Raw genomic sequence first — 24,525 nt, 5'->3', positions numbered from 1 at the left:
ACTGCAGGGGGGACCCTGTGGGAGAGTAGGACGCCGCCGAACAATTATTCCGGGAAAGCCCCGCACCTTTGGTGCGGGGCTTTTCTGCGTTCACGGGGCGTTACTCAATCCGGCGGCGACCATACGTACGGGGTCGTTGTGGTCACTGCGTGAAAACCGAGCCGGCGCAGGATCGGTGCGCTGTCGTCGGATGCGTCCACTTGGAGATAACTGACTCCGCGGGCTGCCGCGATTTCGGCGCGGGCGGCGACCAGCGCACGATAGATGCCGCGTCCTCGCCAGGCGGAGAGTGTGGAGCCGCCCCAGAGACCGGCGAATTCGGTGCCTGGCCTGAAGACCAGCCAGGCCGCGGAGATGAGCTCGCCGTTGGCTTCGGCGACCAGGACGGCGATGTCGTCCGGGGCAGCGGCCACCCGGCCCGCCAGGTCGTCGCCGATCATGCTCAAGTCCTGGCCCCAGATCGTCGATTCCATCGCCGCGATGCGATGCATGTCCGCGGCATCGGTGACCTGGCGGAGCACAACACCGTCCGGGAGCACGGGGGGTGACGCCATGTCCTTGGTGTGGCCGATGAGTATGGTCTCCTCGGCCTCCGGGGCGAAGCCGGCGGCGCGCAGGCGTTCGGTGAGGTCGACGGGGCGGTCGTGGCCCCGTATCTTCCACTCCACCGACTCTCCGCGCGCGGCGAAGTAGTCACGCTGACGGGCGATCAGCGCATCGAGTTCGGCGCCCTGCACGCCCACGTCCCGCGGGGCGCTGATGAAGCCGCGGAATTAGCCGATGGTCCGGATCAGGGGGCCGTCCTGTTCGTAGATGACCCCTGCCGGGGGGTGGGGCGGCACGCCGCGCATCTGTTCGTCGTAGGCCGCGAGCAGGCCTTTCGTGTCTGTCACGGGAGTAGACAGTAGGAGGTGGCACACCGTACGGGTATGCGAATTCGATTGCTTGAGGGCGGAGTGCCGGACAGGATCGGGGTATGGACTATGTGATTCGCCCTGTACGCGCCGAGGAATGGGCGCTGGTCAAGGACATCAGGCTTGCCGCTCTGCAGGATCCCGCGGCTCCGGTGGCGTTTCTGGAGACGTACGAGCAGGGCGTGGTTCAGCCCGACGAGTTCTGGCAGGGGCGCGCGGCCGGTGCAGCGGAGTCCGGTGGCGACGAGGTACGCCAGTTCATCGCCGAGGCAGCCGACGGGAGTTGGGCCGGAACGATCAGTGTGCTCATCGAGCGACCGGGCGAGGACCCGCGGTTCGGTGAGCCCGCCAAGGTTCACCAGGCGCATGTGGTCGGGGTCTATGTGCGGCCCGAGGCACGGGGCAGCGGGCTGGCCGACCAGCTGTTCCGGGTCGGGGTCGACTGGGCGTGGTCACTGGGCGAGCCGCGGATCGAGCGGGTGCGTCTCTATGTGCACGAGAACAACCCGAGGGCCAGTGCGTTCTACCGCCGGTTCGGTTTCGTACCGACCGGGGAGACCGTCGTCGAGCCGGACGATCCGACAGCGCTGGACCTGGAGTACGAGATCGTCCGTCCCGTCTGATGGCTTGCAGCACCCGGCTCGGCCAGCTGTCGTGCCGGCCGGCTGGGCTCATCCGGCAGCCACGACACCCGTCACGTCACTCCTAGTGCCACTCCCTGCCCTAGAGCGGGGACGACCAGCGGGCCCGGGCTTGTTCCTTCGAGCGGAGCAGGACGAGCGTCGGCAGGCCCTGGTCCTGGCCGGTCGACAGCAGTTCAGGAACTTGGGGGAGCGGTGCCACAGCCGCGACGTCGTCGAGGACCAAGGCCATTGGTGGGTCGAGCCGACCGTCCTTTGACCGTGCGGCCATGCGGCGGCCGTGCTCGACCACGTGTGAGGCGAGGGCGGTGAGCAAGGGCATCGCACCGGGTGCGGAGCGAGGATCCTCGATGGGTTCACCGACCACATAGAGCGTGCCCCCTTCGCCCGCAAAAGATTCCAGCACCAGCGAATCTGCCCGGTTCGGTGTGCAGGCCTCGCGGATGTGGACCGAGGAGAGTGCGGCGAACGCCCGTACCGTCAGCTCCTGGGCCATGTCCCGGCGTTCGGGGTGACCGGTGAGCGCGGACTCCAGCAGGCCGTCGAGTCCGGAGGCCGCCTTGGGGTGGGTACGGAGCAGGCGTACGGGTTCATGGGCGTTGCCGCCGAGAGCCCAGCGGTGGACCTGGCGGAACGGGCGACCGTCTATGGCGGCGGCGTGCAGCCAGCACTGGAGCAGGGTCTCCGCGGTCTCGGCCGTCATCGCGTCGATACGGGCCTGCGGCCGGACCGGGGCGAGGAGTGCGGCGGCGCGGGCGGCTGCCGTATCGGGCTGTTCGCATCCGGCAGTGGGGGACCAGTGGAGGCGGGCCGGGGTGTCGCAGAGGTGGCCGGGGTCGTAGACGAGCACCGGGCCGAGTTTGGCGCGGGCGTCCTTCGTCTCCGCCCAGACGGTGGGGTCCGAGGTGATGACGAGGGCGGGTCCGTCCGCTTCCCGGATGGCCTGGACGACCGTGGGGCGGCGGGTGGCGGCCGGGCCGTAGACGACGAGAGGTGTGCGGGGGGAGGGGACGGCCGGGGCGAGGAGAGGGGGCGCGAGGTCCTCCATGGATTCGGCCGGCGCCGGGGTGGGCGTGGGCGTGGGCGTGGGCGTGGGGATGGCTGCGGGAGCGGGAGCGGGGAGCGGTGCGGGGGCGGAGACGCCCGCCTCGGTGGACTCCTCGTACCTCGGGTGCGCCGCGTGTCTCGCGTAACGCTCCTCAGAGCGCTCCTCGCGACGCTCTTCCCGCCGACGTGCTCGTACCGCGCGCCAGCGTGCCACCACGCCCATCACGAACACTGTCAGCACCATGAGCACCATGAGTTCGCCTATGAACAGGCCCCAGAACAGCCCGTACCCGGAGAGCTCGTCCGCCGGTGTGCCGGGCCAGGCCGCCGGGATGTCGTGCGGGGACGCCGCCAGCCGGCGCATGGCGAGCGGCGTCTCGGTGAAGGTGACGCCCTCCGGCCACGCGCCGTGCGCGAACAGCCCCGACAGACCGGTGGCCGTCCAGGCCAGGAGGGCCAGCCCGAGCAGGAAGCCCAGCAGGCCGACCAGCAGACCGTCCGGGATGCCGCCGGTGCTCGGACCGGTCTGCTGCTCTGTACGCCCCGCCATGTCATGCCACCGTTGACTCGGACGACTCGTTCAGCCGTTGTTGGTGCTCGATGTGTGCCGCGCGCTGTTCGGTCTCCAGCTCCGCAGCCCGGACGTCCTCCGGCAGCAGATCGGCCGCGGACGACTCGGTCATCGCACGGTCGGTGAAGACCAGTGGTCGTTCCGCCTCGGTGATCAGGTGTTTGACGACCTGTACGTTCCCGTTGACGTCCCATACCGCGATGCCGGGGGTGAGAGTCGGGATGATCTCGACCGCCCAGCGGGGCAGGCCGAGGACGCGCCCGGTCGCTCTGGCCTCGTCGGCCTTCTGCGCGTAGATCGTCCGGGTCGACGCCATCTTGAGGATCGCCGCCGCCTCGCGTGCCGCGGCCCCGTCCACCACATCGCTGAGGTGGTGGACGACGGCGACGAACGACAGGCCCAGCCGCCGGCCGAACTTCAGCAACCGCTGGAAGAGCTGGGCGACGAACGGTGAATTGATGATGTGCCAGGCCTCTTCGACCAGGAAGATGCGCTTCTTCCGGTCGGGCCTGATCCAGGTGTGTTCCAGCCAGACGCCGACGATCGCCATCAGGATCGGCATCGCGATCGAGTTCCGGTCGATGTGCGAGAGGTCGAAGACGATCAGGGGCGCGTCCAGGTCGATGCCGGCGGAGGTCGGGCCGTCGAACATGCCACGCAGGTCACCGTCGACGAGCCGGTCCAGGACGAGGGCGACGTCGAGGCCCCAGGCGCGCACGTCGTCTATGTCGACGTTCATCGCCTCGGCGGAATCGGGTTCCGGGTGGCGCAGTTGCTCGACGATGTCGGTCAGTACGGGTTGCCGGTCGTTGATCGTCTGGTTGACGTAGGCGTGCGCGACCTTCAGTGCGAAGCCGGACCGTTCGTCGAGGCCGTGGCCCATCGCGACTTCGATGATCGTACGGAGCAGGGCGAGCTGGCCCGTCGTGGTGATCGACGGGTCCAGCGGGTTGAGCCGGATGCCGCCGTTCAGGGCTGCGGTCGGGTCGAGACGGATGGGGGTGAGGCCGAGTTCCTGGGCGATGAGGTTCCACTCGCCGACGCCGTCCTCGCCCTGGGCGTCGAGGACGACGACCTGGCGGTCGCGGAAGCGGAGCTGGCGGAGCACGTACGTCTTCTCCAGCGCGGACTTGCCGTTGCCCGACTCGCCGAGCACCAGCCAGTGCGGGGCAGGGAGCTGCTGCCCGTACAGCTGGAAGGGGTCGTAGATGTACCCCTTGCCGGAGTACACCTCGCGGCCGATGATCACGCCGGAGTCGCCGAGACCGGGGGCAGCGGTGGGCAGGTACACCGCCTGGGCCTGGCCGGTGGAGGTACGCACGGGCAGTCTGGTCGTCTCCACCTTCCCGAAGAGGAAGGAGGTGAAGGCATCCGACAACGCGGACAGCGGATCTCGCATGGCGTGACTGCCCTCTCGGTTAGCGACGGATGCCGGTGGCGAACGGCAGGGTGTTCACAAAGGCGCGGTGGTGCTCGCGGTCGCACCACTCCAGCTTCAGATACGACTTGCCCGCTGAGGCCCGGATGGTCCGCTTGTCACGGGCGAGGGACTCGGGTGATCGCGACGACACGGTGATGTACCCCACGAGATTCACTCCGGCCGCACCGCTCGCGAGATCTTCACCCCGCTGGTCGAGCCTGCCGTGGGCGGCGATGTCGCGCGGGTCGACGGTCCGGTTCATCTTGGCCTGGCGGCTCGCCTCGGCCTCGTCGTTCGTCTTCTCCGTGAGCATCCGCTCGATGGCGATCTCGGTCGGTTCGAGGTCCATGCAGACCGCGACCGTACGGATGACGTCCGGGGTGTGGACGAGGAGCGGGGCGAGGAAGTTGACGCCGACGGGCGTCATCGGCCATTCCTTCACCCACGCCGTGGCGTGGCACCAGGGCGCACGGGTCGTCGACTCGCGGGTCTTGGCCTGCAGGTACGTCGGCTCGACCGCGTCCAGTTCGGCGGGCCAGGCGTTGCGCTTCGTCATCGCCTGGATGTGGTCGATGGGGTGGTCGGGGTCGTACATCGAGTGCACGAGGGAGGCGAGCCGGCTCTGGCCGAGCGGCTGGCGCACCCGGATGTCGGCCTCGGCGAGGCGGGCGCAGATGTCGGTCAATTCGCGCGCCATGACGACGGCGAGCCCCGCGTCCCGGTCGAGCTTGCGGCCTGCCTGGGGGCGGGCGGCGCGGGCCATGGCGTTTGCCTCGGCGGCGAGTTCGCGGTTGAAGTGCATGCACGCGACGAGGTAGGCGCGGTGCTGTTCGCTGGAGGTGGAGACCATCGACTGGAGCTGGTCGTACGACTCCTGCAGCCAGCCCGGGGCCGCCTTGTCGCCGCGTTGGGCGACATCCTTCGCGTGCGCGTCGGGGTCAGCGGGCAGGGTGCGGGCCAGCATCTGAATACGGGTCACGAAGCCGTCCCCGTTGGCCACATGCTTCAGCAGGGTGCCGAACCGGTCGACCAGCGCCTCCTGGTCCTCGCTGTCGCGGAGTCCGACGCCGGGACCCTCGATCTCGATCGCCGCGGTGACGGTGCGGCGGTCGGCGTGCAGCAGTACGGCGATCTCGTCCGGGCCGAAGGGGGCGGCGAGCCAGTTGATGCGGCCGATGCCCGGGGGCGGCCCGATCTCGACCTCGCGGCCGTCGCCCCGCACGCCCGCTTCCATGGCGGCGGAACGGTAGGTGGCGCCGCGGCGCACGGACCGCTTGAAGCTGCGGTTGATTTCGAACCATTTGTAGAAGGTGCGGTGCTTGTACGGGACGTACACGATCGCCAGCGCCAGCAGCGGGAAGCCCGTGAGCAGCACGATCCGCAGGGACAGGACGGGGACGATCAGCCCGCTCATCATGCCGAGGAACGCGCCGACGATGATCAGCGCGATCTCGCCGGTCTCGCGGTTCTTGCCGACGATCGCGTTCGGCCGGGCCCGGCCGATGAGATACGTACGGCGGGGCGCGACCGGATGGGACTGGGTCGTCAACGCCCTCCACCTCCTGTGCTGTTGTTACCTGAATTGCCTGTACCGCCGCCCCGGTTGACGCGGCTGCCGTGCGGGGTGCCGGAAGTGGGCCCCGATCCGCTGCGGGGCGGAGGTGCGGCGGAGGGGACAGATCCGCCGCCGACCCCGCTCCCGCCGGTGTTGCGGGAGCTGTGCGCGGCCACGCCGCCGCTGACCGGGTTGGCGGGCCTGCCCGCGCCGTTGCCGCCCTGTCCGCCGTTGTCGCCGCCGCTCCGGCTGCTGTGGGTCTTGATGCCCTGGGAGACGAGGGCGGCAGGGGAGCTGATCAGGGCTGCGGCCTGGGCGCCGTCGGTGGCCTGCTTGCGGTTGGTACGGGCACCCTGGATCTCGTCGCCGAAGCCGGGGACGAAGCGGTAGATCATCGCCGAGGCGAAGATTGCCAGGAGGATGATGGCGAGCCCGGAGACGACGGCGGAGAACGCGTTCGGTCCCCCGTCGGAGGAGAGTGCGCCGGCCAGCCCGAGCACGATGACGATGACCGGCTTCACCATGATCACCGCGATCATGATGCCCGCCCAGCGACGGACATGGCCCCACATGTTCTTGTCGACGAGCCCCGAGTAGACGACGACGCCGAGAAGCGCGCCGACGTAGAGCAGGGCGGCCCGGATCACGAGCTCCAGCCAGAGCACGCCCGCGGCGAGGATCGACACGAGCGAGACGACGATCAGCATGATCGGGCCGCCGCCGATGTCGGAGCCCTTGCTCAGCGCCTCGGCGAACGAACCGAAGAAGACATCGGTCTGCCCGCCGGAGGACGACGCGATGACGTCGGTGACCCCGTCGGTCGCCGACACGACCGTGTAGAGGATGAGCGGCGTGAACGCGGACGCGAGGACGGTCAGCCAGAGGAACCCGACAGCTTCGGAGATCGCGGTGGCCACCGGAACGCCACGGATGGCGCGCTTGGCGACGGCGAGCAGCCAGAGGACGAGGGTGAGCACGGTGGAGGCGGCGAAGATGACCGCGTACTGCTGGAGGAACTTGGGGTTGGTGAAGTCGACGTCCGCAGTGCCTTTGACTGCCTCGCTGAGCTTGCCGACGATCCAGGCCGCGGCGTCGGCGCAGCCGCGGGCGAGGGAGGAGAGGGGGTCGAGGGCGTTGGTGGCGGAGTCGGGGGAGGTGGTTTTGGGGGAGCCTGCATCGCCGTTTTCGCAGTAGTCCTTGGCCGGGCCGACGATGAGGCTGCAGTTGTCCTTGGTCGGCGAGGCCGACGGCGTGGGCGAGGGGGAAGGCGCTGCGGCAACACGGGTTGCCAGGATCACCATCGTTGCCTGGACGCTCGCCAGGACCGCGCCGATCTTGACTAGGTGGCGTGAACTAGCGGGCATAGGTGAACCCTCCGTACTCCTCGACAGCCTTGGCGATCTCGTCGGCGTTAGAGGCCGTACGGTCGGTGTTGACCGGTGCCGGTCCCTCCTTCTGGGAGAAGCTGTCGACCTTCCAGTCGTTGGCCTCCCACTGGAGTTTCAGCGTCATGGTGAACCAGTCGTTGCTGACCGGGTTGGTCGAGCTGACACCGGCTGTGCCGAATACCCCTGTGCACCACACCTCGACGGTGGTGGAGGTAGCCGAGGACTGGGTCACTTTGGTTCCGACAGGAGCGGTCCGTGAAACGTAGGTCATGCCTGCGGCGGCGTTGCCGTTCTCGTCGAGGCCGACCTTGTCGAGGAAGTTCTTGTTGTACGCCTCATTGAACTTGGCTTCGAGTTCGTTGACTTTGCTCGCGACGAAGACCTGCCGCACGATCGCGGCACGCTGGACGGGCTTGAGGATGTCGGCGGAGACGAGCGCCACCGAGTAGTTCGCCGCCGCGCTCTGCGCACCCTGCTCGTCGTGCGCGAACCCCGAGGGAATCGAGCCGTTCTTCCCCGTCACCGGCTTCGTGCCCGTCGCCGCGGTGGGCGCCGAGCCCGCCTTGTCGCCGCCGTTCCCGCCGGATGAGGCGCCCTTGTTGCCGCCACCGCCCACGTTCGCGAACGCGATAGCCGCGACGAGCAGGACGACCACGCCGACCACCATGATCAGGGACCGTGAACTGCGGGCCGGCCGACGGGATCCGCCGTAGCCGTCGCCGCCCTCGCCGTCGGGAAATCGTGTACGGGTCTGGCGCGTTCCGCCGATGGTGCTGTATCCATCGTCCGTACGGCCTGAGCCCGAGTCGCTGCCGTAGCCGTGGTCGTTACCGGCACTCATGCTGCGTAGGCCCCCTCGACCGTGTGCGATTCCGCGTAGTACGACGGTAGCCGTGCTGGTTCCCGCGCGGGCGCGGTGTGATGACTCGACATCAGAGAGACGCAACCTCTGCCGGTGGGCACGACGGACGGATGGGGTGGAAGTGGATCGGGGCGGCGGCAGCCTTCCCCGCGCAGGCTGACGGACGGTTAGATGGCCATCCCGTAGACGATGGTGAACAGGGTTCCCAGCGATCCAATGATGAACACACCAGTCAGACCGGCAACGATCAGACCCTTGCCCTGTTCCGCGCTGAACGTGTCGCGCAACGCTGTCGCGCCGATACGCTGCTTGGCTGCTCCCCAGATGGCGATGCCGAAACAGAGCAGGATGGCAACGGCCATGACGACCTCGATCATCACCTTGGCTTCGTTGCCCAGGGCTCCGAACGGCCCCCACTTGGGAGCGATGCCGTTGATGATGGTGCTGATACCGCCCTTATCAGCCTCAGCTGCCAGGACCATGTAAGTCACCGCCCCTGTTGGGTAGTTCACTGCCCCTTGCCACATGGCACGGGTCACCCTCTATCTTCGCTGATGAATGCGCCCCGATACGACGCCTTGGCGCCCTCTCTTTCATGGGATCTCGCACGTTTGACCGGCCCGACCGCCCTGACCTGCGGATCGAATCGGTGTGTGACCACATGCATATGATTACTCTGTGTATCACGTGGGGTGACGCTGAGCAATCATGGTCATTTCGCCGCCCTGGCCGAGACTCGCCCCGGCCCCTCCTCGCACCCATCAGGGCAGGCAGGGCGATGGGCAGTCAGAGGACGGAGCGGCGAGGGCCCGGCGGGCGGGGCGGTGTCGTCCAGGTCTTCGGCGGCCGGAAGTCGCACCAGGAGCCGTCAAAGGGAAAGGTTCCGGCCTCGGCGAGCCGAGCGACTCTGGTGCCCTCGGCGCGGATGGCTGCCGCTTCATCGGCCGACCAGTAGACGGGGTGGCCGGTTTTCTCGGCGAAGGACTCCTCGTCCTTCCACTGCCAGGACCGGTCCGGCGCGACGTTGATGTCGAGCTCGTGGTCGGCGATGTCGATGTCGTCGCCGTGGTGGACGCGGCGCTCCAGATTCACGTACCAACCGCGGAACTTTCCCCTGCGGCCGAAGAGCCAGAGTACGGAGTGTGGGGCGTCGGTGGGCTGATAGAAGAGGGCGCTGCCCATCGGCCACCGGTCGGGGACCACCGGATATCCCGTGGTGGGTCGGTCGTCCGGAGCGATGTCGCGCAGGTGTGCGCCTCCAGGGAGCTTTGTGCGCCACATGGGCGCGCCTGTCTCCATCCACACCAGCTGGCCCTCGTCCGTGCGGTTGACGAGGCGTACGGGCACCGAGGCGCTCAAGTGCCCACCGATGAAGAAGTTCCAGTGCAGAATCCGGCCCGGTATGTCGTCCGTGGTGTTGATCACGTGGGCGAGTCGGTTCATGAATCACTCCTTGCGGTCGGAGTCAGTGGTGGAGATATGCCCGGTTTCGCCTGGTCGGGAACCCATTCATGTGCGGGCGTCGTCGCTGGGGCATCGCGCGCACCATGCCCTGTCTCGCCGGATGTCGTGACCTGCACCGTCGCTACGAGCGCAGGACGGAGCGTGTCCTCGCTTTCGAGGGCGGCAGGCGAGGAGGATCGCTGATTGTCGTCGCCGCACCCTGTCGCCGCCAGTACGGTCACGGCGCACACCAGGGCGAGCGCTCCGGGCTTGGCTGATCTTCCATGGAGCTGAGAAAAGTTCATGACTGGAATCTGCCGCTCCCGGCACGCTCGCCATATTGGGACGAACACCCCACTTGCCAGGGGGATTTCCCTACCCGTGATCCTCGGCCGGCCTGAACGGCCCCGTTGGTACTGCTGAAGGAGGGCAGGCTCGGGCCCTCGCCTACCATCGCCTCCATGACCTCCGCGCTGATCCTCATCGACCTGATGCCACGCATCATCGCCCTGCCCCTTGCTCCGCACTCCGGCGAAGAGGTACTGACGCGCTGCCGTCGGTTGGCTGAGGCATTCAGGGCGAGCGATCGCCCGGTGGTGCTGGTTCGAGTGGAGAGGCTGAACACAACTGAGCAGCCGCCAGGCAGCGGCTTCGCTGACGGTCTGGTCCAGCCCAGCGATGTTGTGGTCGTCAAGCGCACCGTCGGGGCATTCCACGGCACCGACCTGCACGACCAGTTGAGCAATCTGGGCGTGGACACGCTGGTGCTCGCTGGGCTGGTTACCACGATGGGGGTCGAGTCCACTGCGCGGGCCGCGAGCGACCACGGTTATGAGTTGGAGTTCGTCGCCGACGCGATGTCCGGTTTCGCTGCCGACGAGCACGACTTCACCGTGGAAAAGATCTTTCCCCGGTTCGGTGACGTGCGTAACACGGCGGCCTACACCTGAATCAGTGGTCGTAGGCGATCAGTGACCGGGTGACCGGTGCGCCGGTCTTGTTGTTGTTCCAGATGCCGGCGGCCAGCGCGAGGATGCGCTGGGCGACCCGGATCGCGACGCCCTCGAAGGTCCGTCCGCCGTGTTGTTCCAGGTCGAGGTACCGGTTCGAGTCCATTCCCGTGGTGCGACGCTACGTCGTCAGGGAAAGAACGCCAGATCCCGCAGCACGCAGGCCCGGTGGGTGGGTGATCAGCGCATGGCAACAAGTCGGCGCTGGTAACGCCTACCGGGGCGCTCGCCGATGCGCACGTCCCCCACTGCAGTGAACCCGTTGCGTCCGAGCACGGCCATGGACGCCGGATTGTCGAGGGTGGTGACGGCGGTGAGCGCGGAGAGCCGGTATGCCGTGGCAGCCAGGCGGCACACTTCCTCGACGGCGGCCGTTGCCATGCCCCGTCCCGCGGCGCGCTCGCCGATCCGGTAGCCGAGTTCAGCGGCCCCTTCCTCGACGTCCACGAGATTGACGCGGCCGACCAGCTCTCCCCGGTCGTCCATGACGACATGGAACTGACACGCACCGGCGTCCTGTTCGGCGAGCAGTGCACGATGACGGGCGGCGAACTCAACGAAGTACAGGTCGCCGCGATCCGGTATGGACCGTGCGAAGTACTCGCGGTTCTCCCGCTCGAAAGCCAGCAAGGCGTGTGCATGGTCGGCCCGGAGTCGCTCCAACGTCATCATGCTCGCCAGCGTACGTACTGGCGATCGCGCCCACCCCGCAGTTCGGGTGTGGAAGACAAAGGTCGAGCTGACAGGGCACCGCAGTGGCCAGGTTGGGTACCAGCACGGAACGGGCAGGGCCCCGGACCGTCATGCCCGGGCAGCCGGGCCGTCTTCACCACCGAACTCCGCGAAGTGGTCGAACTCGCCGGCCAGGACGCCTTTGGTGAAGGCGTCCCATTTCGTCCTCGTGGTCGTGACGATGTTGGCCGGGTCGCTTGTTTCACGGAGGTGGACGAGTTCGCCCTCGCCGAAGGCGATCTCGATCCAGGGACCGGGGCCTTCTTCGCCCTCGGGAGCGGCGCGGACCCAGGTGAGGCCGGCCGGTGCGCGCTGGTCAGCCATGGTTGGTGCCGTCCTTGACGCTTCGGAGGAGGGCGGCCCAGGCGGTGGGGGTGGTGCGGAGTATGGCTCCGGTGGGGTCGCTGCTCTCCATGACGTTGACGGTGCGGTCGCGGGCGGCGACGTGTACGCAGGAGTTCCCCTGGGCGCAGTAGGAGGACTTCTGCCAGGCGAGATCGGCCATCTTGGGTTCCTTCACAGGCTGCGGGCGATGTTGTGGATGAAGTCTCGGGACTTGTCGCGGTCGAGTGCAGTGCTTTCCATGCGGCCGAGGAGTACGCGGTACTTCTCCAGTTGAGCCTCGGCGTCGAGGAAGACGGGCCCGTGCGACTGGTCGAGATTTACGGTGTCGAGCTCTGGCACCGGCCCAAGGAAGTAATAGATCGACTGTCCGGACCCGGCGTAGGTTCCTGCGGAGAACGGGATCACCTGGAGGGTGATGTGCTCGCGCTCACTCATGTCGAGCAGGTGCCGGATCTGATGGCGGGTCACCTCTGGGCCGCCGAACTGCATCCGCAGCGCGGCCTCATGGACAACTGCTTGGTGCGGTGTTGGCGATTCCCGGAACAGGACCGTCTGCCGCTTGATGCGGAATGAGATGCGGTGCTCGATATCGGGCGGCGACAGCTCAGGTACGTCCTGGCGGAAGACTTCGCGTGCGTATTCCGCGGTCTGCAAAAGACCGGGGATGTGGACGGTAACGGCTGTACGGAGTCGATGCGCATGGTGCTCGATCTCGGCCAGATCGAGCAGTGGGGCAGGCAGGATCTCCCTGTACTCCTCCCACCAGCCGCGCGTACGGTCGCCGGTCATGTCGCTCAGAGCCGCGACGAGGTCCTTGTCCGAGCAGTCGTAGTGGCAGGCCAGGGTGCGAACCCGTTCCGGGCTCACGCCGACGCGGCCCGCTTCCATATTGCTGATCTGGTTCTGCTTCACGCCCAGTAGCTGACCGGCCTGCGTAGCGGTGAGTCCTGCGCGCTCGCGGAGTTTACGCAGCTCCCCACCGAGGCGGAGTTGACGACCCGTCGGGCTGGTTCTCATGGGCGTGTTCGCCTCCTTGGGCGGCTGGTCACCCACAAGGATGACAGTTCATGGATTCCTTGAGAATCGGTTAACACGTTAGCTGTTGGTCGCTACGTTAGTGCTCAGGCCTCCGCCCGGAAGTACCCCGCTCGACGGAGCGGCCTCGTCACCGGGCAATCAGAAACACGCGATCCAACGTCCCTCCGTGATCGGAGACTTCCATGGTCCTGGCCACCGTAACGCCGCCCTGGGCTTACACCCTCCAACTCCCGCAAGATCCCCGGGCCCCGGGCATCGCCCGCGCCACCCTTCGCTCCGTACTCCGCGTGCACGGCATGGGTGATCTCATCGACACCGCCGAGCTGTTGGCGAGCGAGCTCGTCACCAACGCGTACCGGTACTCCTCGGGGCCGTGCTCACTCCGGCTGCGCGACGCCGGGCGGCACCGGATCCGGCTCAGTGTCTGGGACACCAACCCGGACATCCCGCCACCGTTCCAGGGCGGCGCAAAGGCTCCGGCGTCGCTCGCCGAGTGCGGGCGCGGGCTGCATCTCGTCACTCTGTGGGCGGACAGCTGGGGCGCGTATCCGCTGTATGGCGGGCTGCCGGGGCAGGGCGGGAAGCTGCTCTGGGTGGAGTGCGCAGCGAAGGCGGGGGAAGAGAGGGAGTACGGGCAGCGGGGCCTCATCCGGTGAAGCGGATGAGGCCCCGTTGGTGGGCGCCGGCTGTGTGGCGACGTCAGGCGGCGAGTTCGGACTCCTCGGCGGGGGCTGCGGCAGGCTCGGGCTTGGTGTCGCGCATGACCAGAGTGGCCAGGAGGGCGGCGGCCAGGACGCCGATCGCGCTGACGGTGAAGGTGGCCGACATCGAGGCGGCGAACGCCTCCCGGGCGGCGTGGACCAGGCCGGTGTCGCCCTGGGCGACGGCCAGTGCGCCGGCGATCGACTGCTTGGCCTGCTCGGGTGCGTCGGCGGGCATCTCGCTTCTGAAGCCGCTGGTCAGGAGCGAGCCGAGGATCGCGATGCCGAGCGCGGTGCCGGACTGCTGGATGGTGTCGTTCAGGGCCGAGCCGACGCCGGCCTTCTCCGACGGGATGGTGCCCATCAGTGCGCCGACCGCGGCCGGCATCGCGAGGCCGGCGCCGAGGCCGAGCAGTCCGAGCGCGACCGCCGGGACGGTGAAGCCGGAGTCTGCCGAGACGGTGGTCAGCAGCGCGAAGGAGGAGGCCATGACGAGCATCCCGGCCAGCACCAGGAAGCGGTTGCCGATCTTCGCGGCGAGTCCGGCGCCGGCGGCGTTGCCGATCAGTGCCGCGACGGCCAGCGGCACGAACGCGAGGCCCGCCTTGACCGGCGAATAGCCGAGGACGAACTGAAGGTACTGGGTGAGTACCAGCAGCAGGCCACCGTTGCCGATCTGCACGAGGGTCAGCGAGAGCGAACCGCCGCTGAAGTTGCGGTGCTTGAACAGGACCAGCGGCACCATCGGCGCGGGGGTGACGTTCTCCCAGACCACGAACCCGCTGAGGGCGATCACCGCGACGGTCAGGGTGATCGCCGAGCGGCCGCCGAAGGCGCCGTGCTGCGGGAGCTCGATGATCCACCAGATGAGGGCGGTCATGCCGGCCGCGGACAGCACGGCGCCGAGCGGGTCGGGCTTCTGCCACGGCCCCTTCGACTCCGGCATGAGGATGAGGGCTGCCAGGACGGCCAGTGCGACGACCGGGACGTTGATGAAGAAGATCGAGTGCCAGGAGAAGTGGTCGATCAGTACGCCGCCGAGCACCGGGCTGCCGACCAGGCCGAGCATCGACACCGAGCCCCACGCCGCCATCGCCTTGGGGCGCTCCTCCTCGTCGAAGACGGTGATGAGGATCGACAGCGTCGAGGGCATGATCAGCGCCCCGCCGACGCCCATCGCGACCCGCGCTGCGATCACCTCGCCGGGGTTCGTGCAGAAGGTCGCGGCCAGCGACGCCGCCCCGAAGAGCAGCAGGCCGATGATCATGATCTTTCGGCGGCCGAACCGGTCGCCGAGGCTGCCGGAGGTGAGCAGGAGCCCGGCGAAGACCAGGATGTAGGAGTCGAGGATCCACTGGATGTCCTGGGCGCTCGCGCCGATGTCCTCGGTCATCGACGGCACCGCGACGGTCAGCGCCATGCTGTCGATCACCAGGACCAGCGTGCTGAGGCACAGCACGATGAGGATCCACCAGCGGCGGGGATTCCGGGTTTCCATGGGATTTCCTTTCGGCTGCGCACGCTGTTCCTTCGATGCGAACACTGTACGCAGCTAGGTACAGTGTTCGCAACCCGCCTTCCTGTACGCTGGATGCGAACGGTGTACGCACTAGGAGGTGCCATGACCGCCAGGACGAACCCGATCCCGTCCGTGTGGGCCCGGCAGCAGCCCGCGCCCGATCAGCCCGCACTCAGCCGGGCCTCGATCGTCCGCGAGGCGATCGTCATGCTGGACGCCGAGGGCATCGAGGCGCTCAGCATGCGAAAGCTCGGCGCCCGCCTGAACACCGGCGCGACCTCCCTCTACCGGCACGTCGCGACCAAGGACGAGCTGATGGAGCTCGCGGTGGACGAGGTCGCCGCCGAGATCGCCGTTCCCTCCCCGGACTTCGTCCGGGGAGACCCCGAGGCCGACAGCCCCGGCTGGCGCGCCGCCGCCACCGAGGCCGCCCGGTCCTTCCGGGCGACGGCCCTGCGCCACCCGTGGCTGTCCTCGGTCCTCGGCCAGGCGGGCCTCGCCTACCTGGGCCCCAACCTCATGTCCTTCTCCGAGCGACTGGCCGCCCTGTTCACGGCCGCCGGCTTTCCCGAGCCGAGCCGTGCGATCGACACCGTCCTGTCGTACGTGATCGGCATGAGCACCACGGAGGCGGCCTGGCTCACCACGGTCGCCCGCTCCGGGGAGACCGAGGCCGATTTCATCGCCCGCCTCATGCCCGCCGCCCAGCGGGCCGCGGCCGACCACGACCACCTCGCCGACGCCTACGCCGCTCCCGTGGCTCTCGACCCCGTCGAGATCCGAGAAACCAAGTTCGCCTACGGCCTGGAAGTCGTCCTCGACGGCCTGGCGATGCGGCTTCCGCGCGACTGAACCTGAACCCGTGAAGTCGGGTTACGCAGGTGCCGGCGGGCGTCAGATGTGGCCCTCGGGCCGGTCGGTCCAGCACTCGGTGCCGACCGACGCGTAACCGTCGTTGTACGGGTGCCGGGCTGCGGATTCGGGCAGGGCGTCGATATCCGGGTCTGTGAGTCGCCCCGCCGGCTGTCCGGGGCGCCCGCGACAGAAAGCCATGGGCTGTCCCGCACGTACTGCCCCCGGTCCTCAGGCTGCGGAAGGCGCTTGAGGACCGGGGGTCGGGGCGGTGTGGTTGCGGGCTTCCCGTTCAGGTTGCCCTGCGCACACACCGTGGAGATGCGTGGCTCACGTCTTTGTCTCGGGCTCCGAGGTCCACGTTCCCAGGGATATCTCGGCGGTGATGCCCGGTCCGAAGCCGGCCATGATGCCGCGCTGGCCGTGGAGGGTCGACGCCTCGTCGAACATGCGGGCCAGGGCGTCGAGTACCACCGCGCTGGCGATGTTGCCGTACTCGGTGAGCGTGGCCCGGCTGAAGCGGAACGCTTCGGGCGGCACGTCGAGGAAGCGGCTCAGGTCGTCCAGGATGCGCGGACCGCCGGCGTGGATGATGTAGAAGTCCAGCTTGCTGGCGTTCCACTGGTGCTGTTCCGCGAGGGCGCTCAGGGCCGGGGCAAGTGGCTCCATGGTTCCGGGCACGCGCTTGTCGAGCTGGAAGTGGAAGCCCGTGGACCGGACCGCGTAGGAGATCCATTCCTCGGTGTCCGGGATGATGTACGACCCGTTGCTTTCCAGATGGACTCCGGTGCCGCCCTGGCCCCGTACCACGACGGCGGCGATCCCGTCGCCGAACAGGCCGTTGGAGAGCAGGGACCCCACACCGAGATCGGTGGGCTGGTAGCACAGCGAGCAGAACTCGCAAGCGATGACGAGCACGTTGCGGTCGGGGTACGCCGTGCAGAAGTCGTGGGCCCGGTTGACGGCCGCGCCACCCGCCGCACAGCCCAGCTGGGCGATCGGCATCTGCCGTGTCTCCGGCCGGAAGCCCATCGTGTTGATGAGCCACGCGGTCGGCGGAGGCATCATGAAGCCGGTGCAGGAGACGTAGATGATCAAGTCGATCTGCGACGGCTCGAGTTGTGCGTGGTCCAGTGCCTGGCGGACAACAGCCGGGACGCGGGCCTTGGTCTGTGCCTCGTAGATTTCACTGCGCGCATCGAACCCCGGGTGTTGCAGCACCTTTTCGATCGGCTGGATCAGATGCCGTTTCTGAACCCCGGTGTGTTCGATCAGACGGAGGACCAGATCGAGCTGAGGATGGTCGCCGTGCAGCCGTTGTGCCAGTTCGAGGGTTTCGTCGTTGGTGATGACGTACTCGGGAACTGCGATTGCGGGCTTGCAGAGTACCGCCATGGATCTCCTCCTAGCGGACGATGAACCACACGGCCGAGCCTGACCGGATGCGGGGGCAGGTATCGGCCGACGGTAGCCACTGCGGCACCGTGCGTGGAGCGGCGCGGAACACACTTTTGGTTGCGGCGCCGAATGAGATGCCCTGGGATGGGCATGGACGTGCCGATCGATGAATGCGCTGAATTCTCACCGTATGGGCAGATGAATTTCGGCCGCACCTCGATCGGCCCTGGACATCACGCTACGGCAGGCGGATGAGGGTCGCACGTCGGACGGAACGCGCTGTCCGGGAGCCCCGGAATCTTCCGGGTTTCCGCCCTCCGAGGGCCGATGCGGCACCACTCTGACCATGTTGTTGTCCTTGGCCACGGCGGGCGGACCACCCGTGCCCAGCGGGTGCACGGCCGGCCCGCCCGAGGGGCCGCCCCACGGTGGGAGACGCACCGCTGCGGGGCGGCGGTCACCCCTCCCGCGGACCGGTGATCACCGGCCGGCGCGGGCCGCCCCCGCTCCGGCCGGTGCGAGCCACGAAGCCGGACACGGGGGCCGCCCTGCCGCCGAGCATGTGAATCGATGGCCGGCGGCAGGGCTGCGCGCGGCAGTCCGGGCGTTCCCGTGCCATCGCCGGACCCGGGGCGCAGCGCGGTGGGTCGCTACGGGCGTCGCCTCATCGTGGCCCGGATCGCGTGCTGCGGTTGAACGAAGAGCCTGGTGCCCTGCTGGGGTATCGACCTCACCAGGCGACGGGCAGTGCGAGCGGATAACGCCAGATCGATGTCTTGTTCCAGGCCACTTCTCCGGCCGGCTTTGCCAGCCGAAGGTTGGGGAAGCGTTTCAGCAGGGTTCCGAGTGCGACTTCGAGCTCCGTGGCGGCGAGCGGGGCGCCGAGACAGTGGTGGCCACCCCAGCCGAAGGTCATGTGGGACGGACCGGTGCGTTCCAGGTCCAGCTCGTCGGGCCGGTCGAACTTCCGGCCGTCCCGGTTGGCCGTCAGGTAGGAGACGTGCACGATGTCTCCCGCTCGGATCTTCACCCCGCTCAGTTCCACGTCCTCGGTGGCGACGCGGGGAATGCCGACGCCCTTGCGGAAGGGGATGAAGCGCAGCAGTTCCTCGAGAGCCTGCGGGAGCATCTCGGGGCGGGCGCGCAGCATGGCCAGCTCCTTGGGACGCGTGAGCAGGGCGTATGCAATGTTCCCGATCTCGTATGTGGTGGTGTCCTGGCCGGTGATGAGCAGGACCATGGCCATGACGGTCAGTTCTTGATCGTTGAGGAGCTCGTCCCCGTCGCGGGCGGCGGCCAGCGCGCTGATCAGGTCGTCGCCCGGGTTCTCCCGCCGGTGCGCGGTCAGTTCCGCGAAGTAGGCGCGGAGATCGGCCTTGGCGCGTACCGCGTTGTCCCGGTTGTCGATGCCGACGTCCATCATGGTGCGCGCGTGGGCGCGCAGCTGAGCCTGGTCGCCCTCGGGAATGTCGAGGACCTCGCAAATGGTGGTCAGGGGCAGGGGGGCCGCGAGGTGCTCGAAGAGGTCGGCGGGGGAACCGTGCTCCTCCATCCGGTCCAGCAGCTCATCCACGACATGCTGGGTGCGGACTCGCATGCGCTCCATGTGGCGCGGCGCGAAACCCTTGGAGATCAGGCTGCGCAGGCGGCTGCTGGCCGGTGGGTCCATCACATTGATCGCCTCGTCCTGAACGATGGGTTCAGGGGTCATCCGCGGGAAGTTCCGGCCGATGATGGCGCTGCGGCTGAAACGCCGGTCGGTGGTCACCGTGCGTACGTCGTCGTAGCCGGTGACGAGCCATGCTTCCCCGTCGCCGTGGGGCAGCCGGATGCGGGAAACGGGCGCGTCGTTCTGTAGTTGCTTGAGCAGCGGATCGAATTCGAGGGCCTCGGCGTAGTCGAATGGACAGTTCCGCGGCGTGGGGGCTGGTTCCATACGGTGCTCCAGATATCGGATCTGACGGATGGTTCATTCCCTACCGGGATGAACGGGACATAAGTGCCCGATCGTCTTCCGAGGCACGCACCGCGCCGGGGCAATTAGTCCATTGGAATCGACCATCCCGCTGATGCGGAAGGTTCTGGCCCGTGGAAGGGGCGGGGCAGGCCGGTGTCGCGTACGCACGCCTGCGAAACGTGCCGCGTCGGTGCCCGAGGGTGCCCAGGGGCCCGGGAGCGGGTTCCCGAGAGCAACCCGCTCCTCATCCCTCTTTCTCAGCCGGCCGGCACGACGTTGGTGGCGTCCACCGCGGGGCGCAGCCCTCGGGCTAGTTCGACGGCGTCGCCCACGGCCCAGAAATGGGTGAAGAACAGGCGGGGGTTTTCCGTCAGGTGGTGGTTGTGCAGCTCGACGAGCTTGATCCCGCCGCGGCGCAGGGCCCCCAGTACGTCCTGGACCTCCTCGGCGAGCATGACGCAGTCGCCGCTGAGCGCGGCCCGGCCGCCCCCCAGCGGCTGGAAGATGAACGCGCTGGTCGATCCCAGGCCGGGAGGCAGAACCAGATGGCCGTCGCAGATCGTCTCCCGGCGGGCGAAGACGACCTTGTAGACCACGCCATCGGGGGAACCCTTGGCGCCCAGCGCAGCCTCGATTCCGGCAATGTCCAGGTCGTTGGGGATCGGCGGGCCGGTCGGAACCGCCGGCGGGGTCCCGGTGAGGTCGAATCCCGCGCGCAGGCCGCGCGCCAGGGCCACTTCGTCGTAGCCGTGTCCGTGGACGTGGGTCCACCAGATGTCGGGTGTCTGGGCGAGCAGATGCTTGTGGAGCGCGGTCAGGGCGATTCCGTGCGACTGAAAGGCGTCGCTCACCTGCTGCAGTTCGTCCTCGGTGACCGCTACATCGCCCATCACCATCGTGCTGCCGTCGGCGTAACGGACGAAGGACACGTGCGTGCCCAGCGCGAGCGCCGGTGTGATGACGATGCCGTCGGAGACCACGTGAAGATCCCCGCGGGGGAAGGGCGTGTGGTAGATCGTTCCCCGCAGCATGTTGCCTCCGCGGCCCAGCGTGCGTGCGACGTCCGTCCAGTCCGACTCGGTGGTGGTCACCGGCTTGACCCGCCGGTGACTCCGATCCCCGGGCATCCCGGGCATCCCGGGCGTTCCGGGCGTTCCGGGCGTTCCGGGGGGCAGGGGATGAGCGGCGGCCGCCCCCGCCCCGGCTCCGGCCAGGATCGGTGCCAGCGCCGCTGCGGCCAGCACGCGCCGCCGCGACGTAGTCGCCCGTGTGTGCGTGTCCTGCTGTCGATCTTCAGCCATCATCTGATCGCCTCCATGGCGAGATGAAATCATGCGAAAACCGGATGAAAGCGGATGCTTCGTCATGAGGCGGGTCCGGATGGGCCAAGCGTGTGACGCACGCTCAGGCCAGCGGGGCGCAGGAGCGTCCGATGGGGGAGCCGGCCCGATGGGAGATACCTGGGCCGTCGCTGCTCGGCGGGGGTGGCGCACCGTCGTTCGACGGTTCCGCCTGAACGGCACCGTCTTCACCTCAGAGGAAGGACAGTTGGGGCGACAGGCCGAACGCGGCGAAGGCGTCCGGGGCCTGGAACAGGGGGTGCGGCTGATGCCGGAGACGGTGACGGTGAAGACCTGGAGTGTGTGCAGACGGTAAGCGCCGTCGGCGGCTCCGGCTCTCGATCGCGTTCAGGCAGGCGTTGGTGGCGATGCGGTACAGCCAGGTGCGCAGGGAGGCCCGGCGGTCGTCGTACCGCTCGTACGCACGCCATGCCCGCAGGTACATCTCCTGGACCAGGTCCTCGGCGGCGTGGAGCGAACCGAGCATCCGGTAGCAGTGCACCAGCAGTTCGCGTCTGACGGGGTCGACGCGGACGGCGAAGTACACGCAGGACGCGACCGCGGTGCTGCCCGGTTCGTACAGCGACGGAAAGGAGGCGTTCCGTGCGCGGATGACGGTCGGATACCACAACTGCCCGGCCGGCAAAGCCTGATCGCACGCGCTCCGGCGGCCCATCGATCGGGTGAAATTCCGCTGAGGGCGGGGTGGGCGTTCGGCCTTGCAATTCAGGGCCGAACGCCCGCCCCGAGGGGCGACGCGCATGGCATGTCGGGTGCGCCGTCTTTGGGACAGTGCCGCTCCACGATCAAGGAGCGGGGTGAGCGGCGTGGCCGTGGTGGGCCGGCAGAGGCTGAGCGACCTGGGCGGGGCGGGCGGGGCTGGTGACGGTGCGGGTGGTGGTGGCAGGGATGTGCTGAAGCACAGCGACGGCCCCTGGCTGCGGGCCGCCGGGGGAGCCGAGTCGCTGTACACGCTGTTGGGGCCGGTGAAGACCCAGCTGGCGAGCGCGCACGAAGGGGTCGTGACGGGGACCGTCGGGCTGGAGGCGCTGGCCGAACTCGGCGCCGTACGCGAGTCGTGGCAGCGGCGGATCGAAGCCGCGCGCTGCGAGTGCGGGAGCCTCGCCGGGAAACTCCGCGCCGTTGCACGGACCCAGGGCGTCACGGACGAGACCGTGAAGTCGTCCTTCGCACGGGTCGCGTCGGGGACCGGTGGGCAATGACCTCGAAGATCACGTGGGCCCAACTGCGCGACGTGAACTGCGCCGAACTGGAAGGCGCGGCCGACGGGTGGGGCCGGGCCAGCAACCTGGCCGACACCGGCCGGGACCGCATCGACAAGCAGATGCTGAACGAGTTGCGCGGGACGCAACAGGGTGAGGCGGCCGACGCGGCAGTCGGGCGGCTGCGACAACTCAGCCGGAACTTCCAGTACGTGTACACGGAGTGCGGTCTGCTCCGCACTGCGCTGAACAGCATGGCCCACGAAATCAGGCGCCAGCAGAGGGCGTTGCGGGAAGCTCTGGACGACGCGGAAGCCCTGAAGTTCACCGTGCACCCGGACGGGTCGGTGACCTACCCGGAGGCCGGCGAGGGGCTGATCGACGGCAAGCCGATGCCGGGCGGGACGGCGACCGGGGGAGGAGTACCGGGACTGCTGCCGCCCTCGGGTCTCGTCGCCCCCAACCCGAACGTGGCCAAGGCCCAGGACATCGCCGATCGGGTGGTCAAGGCTGTGCGGACAGCGGCCGACATCGACTGGCGGTACACGCGAATCCTGCGGCAGCTGAAGGCCGAGGAGGGCCTGAAGGCCCCCGACTCGACCTGGACGGACGCGGCGACGGACGCGGCAGCGGTAAGGAACGCCGCGGGCGCCTACCTCAACGAAGCCATCCCGCACGACGCGAGCCCGGCCGAACGCAAGGCGTGGTGGGCCGGGCTGACGCAGGAACATCGGGAGGAGTACCTCGCGGTGTACCCGGACCAGATCGGCAACCTGGACGGAATCCCGGCAGTCGTACGGGACGCCGCCAACCGGGACAACCTGCAGCTGCTCATCGGAAAGCTGGAAGGGCAGGAGGGGGACAAGGCGGAGACGCAGTTGGCGGGGTTGCGGGAGATTGACCGGCAGCTGCACGACGGCCGGAAGCCGCCGATGTTCCTCCTTGGGATTGGCGACGAGGGGAATGGGCGGGCGATTGCCTCTTACGGGAATCCGGATACGGCTCGCAACGTGTCGGCTTATGTGCCGGGGCTGAATACGTCGCTGGATGAGGACTTTGCTAAGGACGACCTTAAGCGTGCTTGGGATACAGCTAAGGGGGCCAATAAGTACGACCACTCGAGCGCGGCGATCGTTTGGCTTGGTTACGATGCGCCGCAGACCCCGGACGGATTGGGGAGCCTCGCGGTAATGGGCAACGATAGAGCCGAAAGAGGTGGCAGTGCATTTAATGGATTCATGAGGGGATTGGTGGCTACGAATGAGAACGAGGATCCGCACCTGACGGCTATTGGGCATTCTTACGGTTCGCGCACTGTCGGTGCTGCAACTCAGCAGGGTGGCGGGATTCCCGGGGTGGACGACATCGTGCTCGTTGGCAGTCCCGGGGTCGGCGTGGATCACGCTGAGGATCTCGGGGTTGGGAAGGATCACGTCTTTGTTGGTGCGGCTGAGAATGACGTGGTGACCAAGCTCCCCTCCAAGCAGCAGGCAGCTGTCGGCGTTGTGGGATTGATCGCTGGAGGACCGGCCACTGCCTACGTGGTCGGCGACCTCGCCGATCCGGGAGATGACGATCTCTGGTTCGGTAAGGATCCGGCGAGCGCGGCATTCGGTGCGAGGCGTTTCCCTGTGGGTGAAGGGCCGCGGCTGATCGGTGGACATGGATTCTCTATCGACGCGCACTCCCAGTACTTCGATCCGCAGAGGAATGCCGTTTCGGCAGACAGTATTGCTCTCATCGCTGCGGGTCGTTCCGACAAAGTGAAGATGGAGGAGTTGCGTTGAGTCGTCGACTCCAAACCATTGGAGTGGCAACGCTGCTCTGTTTGGCGTTTGCCGGATGTTCGAACGAAGAGAAGCGATCCGATATGGACATGCAGGGCGCAGCAAACCGGGCTGACGAGATTCTTGACGCAGTGCTGACTGAAATCAATCCTCAGGTTCAATGGGCGCATGGCCCGACTAGTACCGGAAGCTGTGACGTGTCCCGGATGCGGGTCGTGATGACGATTGTGTCCGAAGAGCGCCGAGGCAGCTTCCTAGGAGTGGTGGATCGCTTCTGGCGGAAGAGCGGCTATCGGATCAAGGCAATCAACAATGACGTGGACGTTCCTGCGATTTATGCCCAGACAACGGACGGCTTCGGCGTCACCCTCAGCATCGGCGGCAAGGGGCAAGCCTTCTTCGAAGTCGACAGTCCCTGCGTGAAGGAATCAGAGGTGGCCGAGTCCACCACGCCACCCAACGGTCCTGCGTACGAGGACGTCTATCCCCTTCCACGCCCCAACGTGCACTCCGACTTCTGGTCCGCCGGAGCGACCTGACGTCACATCAGGACAAGGTCACCTGAACCTCCATATGCACCGTGCACTTTGAGTCTCGCATTGGGTCCTGGGACCCATGCCTCACCCAGTGCCTGTGTGGTCGCATACGTGGAGTGGCGGATCTGTCACTGCTCACTGCACCCACTCACAAGGCAGGGGACTCGCCGTGTCTGGCATACGAGGGTTAGCGGTTCCGGGTGGCGTTGGCCCGGATGCTGTCGTGGTCCATCCGGGCAGGCAGCC

The 24,525-nt window shown here is 67.8% G+C and carries 23 protein-coding genes and 4 pseudogenes; 8 read left to right on the top strand and 19 right to left on the bottom strand.

The window, feature by feature from the left end; all coding sequences use genetic code 11:
• Positions 1–104: 104 nt before the first annotated feature.
• A pseudogene (locus tag AB0915_RS23015) lies at positions 105–893 on the bottom strand (GNAT family N-acetyltransferase).
• An 83-nt stretch (positions 894–976) separates the two neighbouring features.
• On the opposite strand from AB0915_RS23015, the gene AB0915_RS23010 reads away from it, so the two are divergent.
• Entirely contained in the window at positions 977–1,537 is a 561-nt protein-coding gene (locus AB0915_RS23010) for a GNAT family N-acetyltransferase (RefSeq protein WP_366692860.1), read from the top strand.
• Positions 1,538–1,637: 100 nt separating this feature from the next.
• On the opposite strand, the gene AB0915_RS23005 is transcribed toward AB0915_RS23010, so the two are convergent.
• The 7 genes from AB0915_RS23005 to AB0915_RS22975 all read right to left on the bottom strand — a co-directional run bounded on the left by AB0915_RS23005 (position 1,638) and on the right by AB0915_RS22975 (position 9,841).
• A complete protein-coding gene (locus AB0915_RS23005) occupies positions 1,638–3,152 on the bottom strand; it encodes a type IV secretory system conjugative DNA transfer family protein (protein ID WP_366692859.1) in 1,515 nt (504 codons plus the stop codon).
• Between the two features lies 1 nt (position 3,153).
• Positions 3,154–4,572 (bottom strand): ATP-binding protein, encoded by a 1,419-nt coding sequence (locus AB0915_RS23000; RefSeq protein ID WP_366692858.1) that lies wholly within the window; start codon positions 4,570–4,572, stop codon positions 3,154–3,156.
• 19 nt (positions 4,573–4,591) lie between these two features.
• Positions 4,592–6,142, bottom strand: a complete 1,551-nt coding sequence (locus AB0915_RS22995; protein ID WP_366692857.1) for an SCO6880 family protein — start codon at positions 6,140–6,142, stop codon at positions 4,592–4,594.
• Positions 6,139–7,512: a hypothetical protein gene (locus tag AB0915_RS22990; RefSeq protein WP_366692856.1), complete on the bottom strand. Its 1,374-nt coding sequence runs from the start codon at positions 7,510–7,512 to the stop codon at positions 6,139–6,141. The genes AB0915_RS22995 and AB0915_RS22990 overlap by 4 nt, the downstream gene beginning before the upstream one ends.
• The gene (locus AB0915_RS22985) at positions 7,502–8,377 is read right to left on the bottom strand and encodes a hypothetical protein (RefSeq protein WP_366692855.1); all 876 of its coding nucleotides are present in this window, start codon (positions 8,375–8,377) and stop codon (positions 7,502–7,504) included. Before AB0915_RS22985 ends, AB0915_RS22990 begins: the two co-directional genes overlap by 11 nt.
• A 188-nt stretch (positions 8,378–8,565) precedes the next feature.
• The gene (locus AB0915_RS22980; RefSeq protein ID WP_366692864.1) at positions 8,566–8,880 is read right to left on the bottom strand and encodes a hypothetical protein; all 315 of its coding nucleotides are present in this window, start codon (positions 8,878–8,880) and stop codon (positions 8,566–8,568) included.
• 304 nt (positions 8,881–9,184) lie between these two features.
• Positions 9,185–9,841 carry a DUF402 domain-containing protein gene (locus tag AB0915_RS22975; protein ID WP_366692854.1) on the bottom strand — a complete coding sequence of 219 codons (657 nt, stop codon included), beginning with the start codon at positions 9,839–9,841 and terminating at the stop codon, positions 9,185–9,187.
• 74 nt (positions 9,842–9,915) lie between these two features.
• Between AB0915_RS22975 and AB0915_RS22970 the strand changes: the two are divergent.
• Positions 9,916–10,119: pseudogene (locus AB0915_RS22970) on the top strand (hypothetical protein); the annotation flags it as partial.
• Positions 10,120–10,302: 183 nt separating this feature from the next.
• Positions 10,303–10,791: an isochorismatase family protein gene (locus AB0915_RS22965; RefSeq protein WP_366692853.1), complete on the top strand. Its 489-nt coding sequence runs from the start codon at positions 10,303–10,305 to the stop codon at positions 10,789–10,791.
• Position 10,792: 1 nt separating this feature from the next.
• Here the strand turns inward: AB0915_RS22965 and AB0915_RS22960 are convergent.
• From AB0915_RS22960 to AB0915_RS22940, 5 genes and pseudogenes are all read right to left on the bottom strand, one after another.
• Positions 10,793–10,939, bottom strand: a pseudogene (locus AB0915_RS22960) (IS982 family transposase); the annotation flags it as partial.
• 92 nt (positions 10,940–11,031) lie between these two features.
• Entirely contained in the window at positions 11,032–11,523 is a 492-nt protein-coding gene (locus AB0915_RS22955) for a GNAT family N-acetyltransferase (RefSeq protein WP_366692852.1), read from the bottom strand.
• Between the two features lie 129 nt (positions 11,524–11,652).
• Positions 11,653–11,907, bottom strand: a complete 255-nt coding sequence (locus tag AB0915_RS22950) for a DUF397 domain-containing protein (protein ID WP_366692851.1) — start codon at positions 11,905–11,907, stop codon at positions 11,653–11,655.
• Complete coding sequence (locus AB0915_RS22945) at positions 11,900–12,088, bottom strand: DUF397 domain-containing protein (RefSeq protein WP_366692850.1); 189 nt, start codon at positions 12,086–12,088, stop codon at positions 11,900–11,902. The genes AB0915_RS22950 and AB0915_RS22945 overlap by 8 nt, the downstream gene beginning before the upstream one ends.
• 11 nt (positions 12,089–12,099) lie before the next feature.
• Complete coding sequence (locus AB0915_RS22940) at positions 12,100–12,945, bottom strand: helix-turn-helix transcriptional regulator (RefSeq protein ID WP_366692849.1); 846 nt, start codon at positions 12,943–12,945, stop codon at positions 12,100–12,102.
• Between the two features lie 203 nt (positions 12,946–13,148).
• Here AB0915_RS22940 and AB0915_RS22935 point away from each other — a divergent pair, with 203 nt between their 5' ends.
• Positions 13,149–13,622 carry an ATP-binding protein gene (locus AB0915_RS22935; RefSeq protein WP_366692848.1) on the top strand — a complete coding sequence of 158 codons (474 nt, stop codon included), beginning with the start codon at positions 13,149–13,151 and terminating at the stop codon, positions 13,620–13,622.
• 43 nt (positions 13,623–13,665) lie between these two features.
• Here AB0915_RS22935 and AB0915_RS22930 read toward each other — a convergent pair whose 3' ends face one another.
• Positions 13,666–15,165 carry an MFS transporter gene (locus AB0915_RS22930; RefSeq protein ID WP_366692847.1) on the bottom strand — a complete coding sequence of 500 codons (1,500 nt, stop codon included), beginning with the start codon at positions 15,163–15,165 and terminating at the stop codon, positions 13,666–13,668.
• 123 nt (positions 15,166–15,288) lie between these two features.
• Here AB0915_RS22930 and AB0915_RS22925 point away from each other — a divergent pair, with 123 nt between their 5' ends.
• A complete protein-coding gene (locus AB0915_RS22925) occupies positions 15,289–16,038 on the top strand; it encodes a TetR/AcrR family transcriptional regulator C-terminal domain-containing protein (protein WP_366692846.1) in 750 nt (249 codons plus the stop codon).
• Between the two features lie 42 nt (positions 16,039–16,080).
• Here AB0915_RS22925 and AB0915_RS22920 read toward each other — a convergent pair whose 3' ends face one another.
• From AB0915_RS22920 to AB0915_RS22900, 5 genes and pseudogenes are all read right to left on the bottom strand, one after another.
• Positions 16,081–16,239, bottom strand: coding sequence for a hypothetical protein (locus tag AB0915_RS22920; protein ID WP_366692845.1), 159 nt, complete (start codon positions 16,237–16,239; stop codon positions 16,081–16,083).
• A gap of 129 nt (positions 16,240–16,368) precedes the next feature.
• Positions 16,369–17,433 (bottom strand): type III polyketide synthase, encoded by a 1,065-nt coding sequence (locus AB0915_RS22915; RefSeq protein WP_366692844.1) that lies wholly within the window; start codon positions 17,431–17,433, stop codon positions 16,369–16,371.
• 733 nt (positions 17,434–18,166) lie between these two features.
• Entirely contained in the window at positions 18,167–19,372 is a 1,206-nt protein-coding gene (locus AB0915_RS22910) for a cytochrome P450 (protein ID WP_366692843.1), read from the bottom strand.
• A 278-nt stretch (positions 19,373–19,650) separates the two neighbouring features.
• On the bottom strand, positions 19,651–20,484 hold the full coding sequence (locus AB0915_RS22905; protein WP_366692842.1) for a DUF1259 domain-containing protein: 834 nt from the start codon (positions 20,482–20,484) through the stop codon (positions 19,651–19,653).
• Positions 20,485–21,055: 571 nt separating this feature from the next.
• A pseudogene (locus tag AB0915_RS22900) lies at positions 21,056–21,280 on the bottom strand (sigma-70 family RNA polymerase sigma factor); the annotation flags it as partial.
• 271 nt (positions 21,281–21,551) lie between these two features.
• Between AB0915_RS22900 and AB0915_RS22895 the strand changes: the two are divergent.
• The 3 genes from AB0915_RS22895 to AB0915_RS22885 all read left to right on the top strand — a co-directional run bounded on the left by AB0915_RS22895 (position 21,552) and on the right by AB0915_RS22885 (position 24,282).
• Positions 21,552–21,956: a hypothetical protein gene (locus AB0915_RS22895; protein ID WP_366692841.1), complete on the top strand. Its 405-nt coding sequence runs from the start codon at positions 21,552–21,554 to the stop codon at positions 21,954–21,956.
• Positions 21,953–23,743, top strand: a complete 1,791-nt coding sequence (locus AB0915_RS22890; RefSeq protein WP_366692840.1) for an alpha/beta hydrolase — start codon at positions 21,953–21,955, stop codon at positions 23,741–23,743. The genes AB0915_RS22895 and AB0915_RS22890 overlap by 4 nt, the downstream gene beginning before the upstream one ends.
• 83 nt (positions 23,744–23,826) lie before the next feature.
• Positions 23,827–24,282 (top strand): hypothetical protein, encoded by a 456-nt coding sequence (locus tag AB0915_RS22885; RefSeq protein ID WP_366692863.1) that lies wholly within the window; start codon positions 23,827–23,829, stop codon positions 24,280–24,282.
• The last annotated feature ends 243 nt before the right edge of the window (positions 24,283–24,525 follow it).

This window comes from Streptomyces sp. NPDC048411, from assembly GCF_040704695.1.
In the GTDB taxonomy this organism is placed as follows: Bacteria; Actinomycetota; Actinomycetes; order Streptomycetales; family Streptomycetaceae; genus Streptomyces.
Note: the sequence above shows the minus strand (reverse complement) of the source record. Positions and strands in the feature narration are given on the sequence as shown.

Excerpts from the sequence above, each read along its gene's own strand:
- AB0915_RS22890 (WP_366692840.1), top strand. The coding sequence starts at position 21,953 with ATGACCTCGAAGATCACGTGGGCCCAACTGCGCGACGTGAACTGCGCC.
- AB0915_RS23000 (WP_366692858.1), bottom strand. The coding sequence starts at position 4,572 with ATGCGAGATCCGCTGTCCGCGTTGTCGGATGCCTTCACCTCCTTCCTC.
- AB0915_RS22955 (WP_366692852.1), bottom strand. The coding sequence starts at position 11,523 with ATGATGACGTTGGAGCGACTCCGGGCCGACCATGCACACGCCTTGCTG.
- AB0915_RS23010 (WP_366692860.1), top strand. The coding sequence starts at position 977 with ATGGACTATGTGATTCGCCCTGTACGCGCCGAGGAATGGGCGCTGGTC.
- AB0915_RS22920 (WP_366692845.1), bottom strand. The coding sequence starts at position 16,239 with ATGGCTTTCTGTCGCGGGCGCCCCGGACAGCCGGCGGGGCGACTCACA.
- AB0915_RS22910 (WP_366692843.1), bottom strand. The coding sequence starts at position 19,372 with ATGGAACCAGCCCCCACGCCGCGGAACTGTCCATTCGACTACGCCGAG.
- AB0915_RS22930 (WP_366692847.1), bottom strand. The coding sequence starts at position 15,165 with ATGGAAACCCGGAATCCCCGCCGCTGGTGGATCCTCATCGTGCTGTGC.
- AB0915_RS22885 (WP_366692863.1), top strand. The coding sequence starts at position 23,827 with ATGGACATGCAGGGCGCAGCAAACCGGGCTGACGAGATTCTTGACGCA.
- AB0915_RS22915 (WP_366692844.1), bottom strand. The coding sequence starts at position 17,433 with ATGGCGGTACTCTGCAAGCCCGCAATCGCAGTTCCCGAGTACGTCATC.
- AB0915_RS22975 (WP_366692854.1), bottom strand. The coding sequence starts at position 9,841 with ATGAACCGACTCGCCCACGTGATCAACACCACGGACGACATACCGGGC.
- AB0915_RS22985 (WP_366692855.1), bottom strand. The coding sequence starts at position 8,377 with ATGAGTGCCGGTAACGACCACGGCTACGGCAGCGACTCGGGCTCAGGC.
- AB0915_RS22935 (WP_366692848.1), top strand. The coding sequence starts at position 13,149 with ATGGTCCTGGCCACCGTAACGCCGCCCTGGGCTTACACCCTCCAACTC.
- AB0915_RS22940 (WP_366692849.1), bottom strand. The coding sequence starts at position 12,945 with ATGAGAACCAGCCCGACGGGTCGTCAACTCCGCCTCGGTGGGGAGCTG.
- AB0915_RS22980 (WP_366692864.1), bottom strand. The coding sequence starts at position 8,880 with ATGGTCCTGGCAGCTGAGGCTGATAAGGGCGGTATCAGCACCATCATC.
- AB0915_RS22950 (WP_366692851.1), bottom strand. The coding sequence starts at position 11,907 with ATGGCTGACCAGCGCGCACCGGCCGGCCTCACCTGGGTCCGCGCCGCT.
- AB0915_RS22925 (WP_366692846.1), top strand. The coding sequence starts at position 15,289 with ATGACCGCCAGGACGAACCCGATCCCGTCCGTGTGGGCCCGGCAGCAG.
- AB0915_RS22990 (WP_366692856.1), bottom strand. The coding sequence starts at position 7,512 with ATGCCCGCTAGTTCACGCCACCTAGTCAAGATCGGCGCGGTCCTGGCG.
- AB0915_RS23005 (WP_366692859.1), bottom strand. The coding sequence starts at position 3,152 with ATGGCGGGGCGTACAGAGCAGCAGACCGGTCCGAGCACCGGCGGCATC.
- AB0915_RS22945 (WP_366692850.1), bottom strand. The coding sequence starts at position 12,088 with ATGGCCGATCTCGCCTGGCAGAAGTCCTCCTACTGCGCCCAGGGGAAC.
- AB0915_RS22965 (WP_366692853.1), top strand. The coding sequence starts at position 10,303 with ATGACCTCCGCGCTGATCCTCATCGACCTGATGCCACGCATCATCGCC.